This window comes from Pseudomonas sp. B2021 (genome assembly GCF_018135665.1).
Lineage (GTDB): Bacteria > Pseudomonadota > Gammaproteobacteria > Pseudomonadales > Pseudomonadaceae > Aquipseudomonas > Aquipseudomonas lactis.
In genome coordinates this window covers 1,147,502-1,154,580 of the sequence record NZ_SMOF01000001.1, presented here as the reverse complement: position 1 = coordinate 1,154,580, position 7,079 = coordinate 1,147,502, and the positions used below count along the sequence as shown (strand labels likewise).

The window sequence follows — 7,079 nt, the reverse complement described above, 5'->3', positions numbered from 1 at the left end:
TTCATTCAGTTAACACGCGTTATCGTTGACGTTTTTCGCGAGCAAGCTCGCTCCTACAGGGTTAGCGCCTGGTTTCAGGTAATCGGCGCCGGGTTGAACAGCGTGATGTCGTTATGCAGCTTGTGCCGCTCTGCCCAGGTCTGCTTCTTGCCGCTGGCCACATCCAGATAGAAGTGGAACAGCTCCCACCCCAGCTCCTCGATGCTCGCGCGCCCCGTGGCAATGCGCCCGGCGTCGATATCGATCAGGTCCGGCCAACGCTGGGCCAGCTCGGTGCGGGTGGAGACCTTCACCACCGGTGCCATCGCCAGCCCGTACGGCGTGCCGCGCCCGGTGGTGAACACGTGCAGGTTCATCCCCGCCGCCAGTTGCAAGGTGCCGCAGACAAAATCACTGGCCGGTGTGGCGCAGAAGATCAGGCCCTTTTCCTTGAAGCGTTCCCCAGGGCCAAGCACACCGTTGATCGCACTGCTGCCGGATTTGACAATGGAGCCCAACGACTTCTCGACAATATTCGACAGCCCGCCCTTCTTGTTACCCGGCGTAGTATTGGCGCTACGGTCCGCCTCGCCCTTGGCCAGGTAACGGTCGTACCAGTCCATTTCCCTGACCAGCTCGCGGGCGACGTCTTCGTTTTGCGCGCGTGAAGTCAGCAGGTAAATCGCATCGCGCACTTCAGTCACTTCGGAAAACATCACCGTCGCGCCGGCGCGCAGCAATAGGTCCGAGGCATAGCCCAGCGCCGGGTTGGCAGTGATCCCGGAAAACGCATCACTGCCGCCGCACTGCATGCCCAGGATCAACTCGGAGGCCGGCACGGTTTCGCGGCGACGCTGGTCGAGTTTTTTCAAGCGCACGTCGGCCAGGGCCATGATCTGCTCGATCATTTCGGTAAAGCCGTGGCTGGAATCCTGCAGGCGATACAGCCACGGCTCGCTCAGGTCTACAGAACTGTCGTTGTCGTGCATCACCTGGCCGGCCTGGAGCTTTTCGCAGCCCAGGCTGATCACCAAGGCTTCGCCGCCCAGGTTGGGGTTGCGCGCCAGGTTGCGCACGGTGCGGATGGGGATGTAGGCATCCGTCGCCGTAATCGCCACGCCGCAGCCATAGCTGTGGGTCAGCGCCACCACGTCATCGACATGCGGGTAGTTGGGCAGCAACTCGTCCTTGATGCGCTTGACCGCATGGTCCAGCACGCCCGTGACGCATTGCACGGTAGTGGTAATGCCGAGGATATTGCGCGTGCCCACGGTGCCGTCCGCATTGCGATAGCCCTCGAAGGTAAACCCCTCCAGGGGTGCCTGGGTTTCAGGCACCTCGGTGGACAGCGGCAAGCTGTCCAGCGGCGGTGCGGTGGGCATGCGCAACTGGTCCTCCTGCACCCAACTGCCGCGGGGAATCGGCGCCAGGGCATAACCGATGGTCTGGCCGTAGCGAATAATCTGGCCGCCCTCGGGGATGTCTTCCAGGGTCACCTTGTGGCTCTGCGGGATGAAATCCACGGTGACCAGGCCGTCGGGAAACTCGGTACCGGCGGGCACCCCTTGATCGTTCACCACGATCACCACATTGTCGCGCTCGTGCAAACGGATCGAGCGCGGCGAGTCGGCATGTTCAATCAACTGCATCACACGAACCTCAGGAATGCGCTTGAGAAAGGTTGGTCAACTCAGGGCCCTGGGTAGGCGGCTCCTTGAGCACCACACGCTTGATCGGGCCGACAATCACCAGGTAACTGAACACCGCCACCAGCGCGTTGGCGCCAACGAACACCAGGGCCCATTTGAACGAGCCGGTGGTGCTGATGATGTAGCCAATCACAATCGGCGTGGTGATCGACGCCAGGTTACCGAAGGTGTTGAACAAGCCGCCACTGAGCCCGGCGATTTGTTTCGGTGAGGTGTCGGACACCACCGCCCAACCCAGTGCGCCAACGCCTTTGCCGAAGAAGGCCAAGGCCATGAAGCCCACCACCATCCATTCGATGTCTACGTAATTGCAGGCCACGATGCTGCTGGAAATCAGCAGGCCACCGATGATCGGCGCCTTGCGCGCGAAGGTCAGCGAATGGCCTTTGCGCAGCAGGTAGTCGGAAATCACCCCACCGAGCACCCCGCCGATAAAACCGCAGATCGCCGGTAACGAAGCAATGAAACCCGCCTTGAGGATGGTCATGCCACGCTCCTGCACCAAGTACACCGGAAACCAGGTCAGGAAAAAGTAGGTGATGCCGTTGATGCAGTACTGGCCCAGGTAGACGCCGAGCATCATGCGGTTGGTCAGGAGCTGGCGGATGTAATCCCACTTCGGCCCGTCGGTTTTCTTGCCCTTGCCCTTGTCCTGGTCCATATCGACCATCGCGCCATTGGCCGCGATGTGATTGAACTCGGCCTCGTTGATCATCGGATGCTGGCGCGGGCTGTGGATAACTTTCAGCCAGATCAGCGAGAACACAATGCCGATCACGCCCATCACAATAAACACGTGCTGCCAGCCGAAGCGATAGACGATCCAGCCCATCAAGGGCGCGAACAGCACCGTGGCGAAGTACTGGGCCGAGTTGAAGATCGCCGACGCAGTGCCGCGTTCAGCCGTAGGAAACCACGCCGCAACAATACGGGCATTTCCCGGAAACGACGGCGCCTCGGCCAAGCCCACCATGAAGCGCAGCATAAACAGCGCGACCACCGCAGTGGAGACGCCAAACTCACCGACGTAGCCTTGCAGCACGGTGAACAGCGACCAGGTGAAGATGCTCAGGGCATAGACTTTTTTCGAGCCGAAACGGTCGAGCAGCCAGCCACCGGGAATTTGCCCGGCCACGTAGGCCCAACCGAATGCAGAGAAGATATAACCGAGGGTGACCGCGTCGATACCGAGGTCTTTTTGCAGGCTGGAGCCGGCGATAGCGATGGTGGCCCGGTCGGCGTAGTTGATCGTGGTCACCAGGAACAGCATGAGCAGGATCAAATAGCGGACGTGGGTCGGCTTGGTCGCTTGCATGTAGAAGTACTCCCACTAATTATTTTTTTTGCGGGTAATGATTTTTTGTTTTTCCTGTGGGAGCCGGGCTTGCCCGCGATGCAGGCACCTCGGTGTGTCAGCTAGACCGAGGTGATGCTATCGCAGGCAAGCCAGCTCCCACATAAGGCCGGTGCCACAGGGTGCTGCGTGTTACGAACCGATGTAGCTGGTTTTCACCACGGTGTAGAACTCTTGCGCATAGCGACCTTGCTCACGCGAACCGTAGGATGAGCCCTTACGGCCACCAAATGGAACGTGGTAATCCACCCCCGCCGTCGGCAGGTTGACCATCACCATCCCGGCCTGGGAGTGTCGCTTGAAGTGGTTGGCATATTTGAGCGAGGTGGTGGCGATGCCGGCCGACAAGCCGAACTCGGTGTCATTGGCCATGGCCAGCGCGGCCTCGTAGTCGGCCACGCGCACCACGTTGGCCACCGGGCCGAAGATCTCTTCACGGCTGATGCGCATCGCCGCTTCACTGTCGGCAAACAGTGTGGGCGCCAGGTAATAGCCTTCGGTGTCGCAGGTGACCAGGCCGCCACCGCTCACCAGCCGGGCGCCTTCGCTCTGGCCGATGTCGATGTATTTCATGTCCTGATCCAACTGGGCCTGGGACACCACCGGGCCAATGTCGGTGCCGCTATTCAACGCGTGGCCGACCTTGATCGACTTCATGCGCTCGGCCATGGCGGCGACGAACTGGTCGTGAATCCCGGCAGTAACAATCAAACGGCTCGAGGCGGTGCAACGCTGGCCGGTGGAGTAAAACGCACTCTGGACCGACAGCTCGACAGCTTGTTTGAGGTCGGCATCGTCGAGAATGATCTGCGGGTTCTTGCCACCCATTTCCAACTGCACCTTGGCCTGGCGCGAGACACAGCTGACGGCGATCTGACGCCCAACGCCCACAGACCCGGTGAAACTGATGCCATCGACTTTCGGGCTGTTGACCAGCACGTCGCCGACCACACGGCCACTGCCCATCACCAGGTTGAACACACCGGCAGGGAAGCCGGCGCGGGAGATGATCTCCGCCAAGGCCCAGGCACAGCCCGGCACCAGTTCGGCAGGCTTGATCACCACGCAGTTGCCGTAGGCCAGGGCCGGGGCGATTTTCCACGCGGGGATGGCAATCGGGAAGTTCCACGGAGTGATCAGGCCCACCACACCGAGGGCTTCGCGGGTCACTTCAACGTTGACGCCCGGGCGCACCGACGGCACGTAATCGCCCGACAGGCGCAAGCATTCACCGGCGAAGAATTTGAAGATATTGCCGGCGCGGGTCACCTCGCCAATGGCTTCGGGCAGGGTCTTGCCCTCTTCCCGGGCCAGCAAGGTTCCGAGTTCTTCACGACGGGCGAGGATTTCGCTGCCGACTTTATCCAGCGCATCGTGACGCGCCTGGATACCGGAGGTGGACCACGCCGGGAACGCGGCGCGGGCAGCGTCGATGGCCGCGTTGACTTGGGCCACGTCGGCTTTGGCGTATTCGCCAATGGCGTCGGACACATCCGACGGGTTGATATTGGTGCAGTAGTCGGCGCCGGTTACCCATTGGCCATTGATGTAGTTTTCAAAACGCTTTGCTTGGGACACGAATCTTCTCCTGACGCAAAAGGCCGCTGATTGCTCAGCGGCCTTGTGGATAATTTATTGCGCGCCTTGCTTGTCGATCAGCGCAGCAAGGGCTTCGTATTCTTCCGGCAGCAGGTCGGTCAGTGGCGTGCGCACGGGGCCGGCGTCATAACCGACGATTTTCGCACCAGCCTTGACGATGCTCACCGCGTAACCAGCCTTGCGGTTACGGATATCCAGGTACGGCAGGAAGAAGTCGTCGATGATCTTGCCAACGGTGGCGTGATCTTCGCGGGCAATGGCGTGGTAGAAATCCATCGCGGTCTTAGGGATGAAGTTGAACACCGCCGAGGAGTACACCGGCACGCCCAGGGCCTTGTAGGCTGCGGCGTAAACCTCTGCGGTCGGCAAACCACCGAGGTAACTGAAACGGTCGCCCAGACGACGGCGGATCGACACCATCAACTCGATATCACCCAGGCCATCCTTGTAGCCGATCAGGTTCGGGCAGCGCTCGGCCAGACGCTCCAACAGCGGTGCGGTCAGGCGGCAGACGTTGCGGTTGTACACCACCACGCCGATCTTGACCGACTTGCACACGGCTTCAACGTGGGCGGCAACCCCGTCCTGGCTGGCTTCGGTGAGGTAGTGCGGCAGCAGCAGCAAACCTTTGGCGCCGAGGCGTTCGGCCTCTTGGGCGTACTCGATGGCCTGGCGGGTGGCACCGCCTACACCGGCCAGGATCGGCACGCTGGACGCACAGGTATCCACGGCGGTTTTCACCACCTGGGAATATTCGCTGGCCGCCAGGGAGAAAAACTCACCTGTGCCACCCGCGGCGAACAAGGCGCTGGCGCCATAAGGGGCCAGCCATTCCAGGCGCTTGATGTAACCCGCCTGGTGGAAATCACCCTGGGCGTTGAAATCGGTCACTGGGAAAGACAGCAGACCGTGGGAGAGGATGGACTTCAGTTCTTGTGGATTCATTATTCGAACACCCTGGGCGAAGACTTTCTTACGAAAGGTTGTTGTTGGTTTTGATGATGTCGTACGTCATCGTACAACTATAAATAAATTCGTCAACTGCAATTCATCCGGCGTAATCCAACGAGGGCTTAAGACGCGGCTCTTGACGTAGGAAATTTCTCACCTATGATTCAGTTGACTGTATATACATACAGTTATCACGGAAGATTCCTACGACATAGCAAGGAGCTAACATGTCAGGTCTTGAACTCGCAGCACCCGAAAAAACTCCGCCTACCCTGCGCTTCGAAGGCGGTGAACACACCGCCATCGGCGATGACACCCTGCTTCGCTTCAGCAAGGACGCCTCGGCCATTCCTGCGCGCCAAGTCGAACTGCACCTGCCCAACGGGCTTGCGCTGACCTATGGCCAAGTGATCGCCCTGGGCGGCGACTTCTATGGCATCCCCGGCCAACCGATCAGCGATGGCAATTCTCCGACCGAGCGCGTGCAACGCTTCACCGCGGCGTTCAATTCTCTCGCCGTGTTGCCTGCTTCACGGGAAGAAGCGCAGAAGATCCTGGCGGTGATGCAAAAGGAGATCAACGCCGTCAACCAGGCGATCAAGGACGGCAAACAGCCTCATGAAGCCTATGACGCCCTGGGAGATACGTTGTCCGAGGAGTGGAATCGCATAACCGGCGGCGGCAGTGCTGTTTCGGCCCTCGTACCGTTGGGCCGCTACCTGAAGCTGGCAGCGGACAACGCCGACCACTTCGGTGAATGGGCCCTGTCCGCCTATTTGGCCGGTCACGCAGCGGCTCTGCAACAGGCCGTGGTGGCTCATCAGACCGGCACCGACCAGGCCCTGGAATTGGCTTACGCCATGAACAGCTTTGCCGATCACTTTTTGACCGACCTGTTTTCCGCCGGCCACCTGCGGGTACCGCGCAAACAACTGGCGGCAGTGGTGACGCCAGGAGAACTCGGCTCGCTGATCAGCCGCTTCATGCACGATGAAGACAGTAAATTCGGGCTCAAGGTGCGCAATGCCATGGGCGCTCAGTGGCATGCCTACGGCGACAAGCGCTACTTCGACAGCATCGACGCCGACAATCGCGTGCAGGTCAAAGGGGCCGTACAGGCCTCGGCCGATGAGATCTTCGAAACCTTCATCAGCGGCATCGCGCCCTCCCCAGCTGAGTTCAAGGCACCGCTGTATGTGCCCGACCTGAACGCCGCGCAAAACCCGGCGAATAACTTCTCGCCGCTGTTCAAGATGGAGGGGGACAAGGTGCTGCGGCGCAAGGACGTCAATGATTTGAACGACAAGCACTGGACTAATGATTGGTGGGGGTGGAGCACGTACTTATTGCTTAAGGACTACAAGCCAAACCAACCCGCCAACTAACGGCTGGCATGATCGTTCCCACGCTCTGCGTGGGAATACAGCCTATGACGCTCCGCGTCGCCCTGCGAGGGCTTGAGAAATTCACGCGCATCGGGACGCGGA

The 7,079-nt window shown here is 60.2% G+C and carries 5 protein-coding genes; 1 reads left to right on the top strand and 4 read right to left on the bottom strand.

Going from position 1 to position 7,079, the window contains the following annotated elements:
* Positions 1 to 74 precede the first annotated feature (74 nt).
* The 4 genes from garD to kdgD form a co-directional block, all read right to left on the bottom strand.
* Positions 75 to 1,628, bottom strand: coding sequence for a galactarate dehydratase (gene garD, locus E1K68_RS05110; protein ID WP_078802485.1), 1,554 nt, complete (start codon positions 1,626 to 1,628; stop codon positions 75 to 77).
* A 10-nt stretch (positions 1,629 to 1,638) separates the two neighbouring features.
* Entirely contained in the window at positions 1,639 to 3,003 is a 1,365-nt protein-coding gene (locus tag E1K68_RS05105) for an MFS transporter (protein ID WP_003188541.1), read from the bottom strand.
* 171 nt (positions 3,004 to 3,174) lie between these two features.
* Positions 3,175 to 4,620, bottom strand: a complete 1,446-nt coding sequence (locus tag E1K68_RS05100; protein WP_057710925.1) for an aldehyde dehydrogenase family protein — start codon at positions 4,618 to 4,620, stop codon at positions 3,175 to 3,177.
* A gap of 54 nt (positions 4,621 to 4,674) precedes the next feature.
* The gene (kdgD, locus tag E1K68_RS05095) at positions 4,675 to 5,586 is read right to left on the bottom strand and encodes a 5-dehydro-4-deoxyglucarate dehydratase (protein WP_003188537.1); all 912 of its coding nucleotides are present in this window, start codon (positions 5,584 to 5,586) and stop codon (positions 4,675 to 4,677) included.
* 233 nt (positions 5,587 to 5,819) lie between these two features.
* Between kdgD and E1K68_RS05090 the strand changes: the two genes are divergently transcribed.
* Positions 5,820 to 6,977, top strand: a complete 1,158-nt coding sequence (locus E1K68_RS05090; protein WP_057710924.1) for a hypothetical protein — start codon at positions 5,820 to 5,822, stop codon at positions 6,975 to 6,977.
* Positions 6,978 to 7,079: the final 102 nt, after the last annotated feature.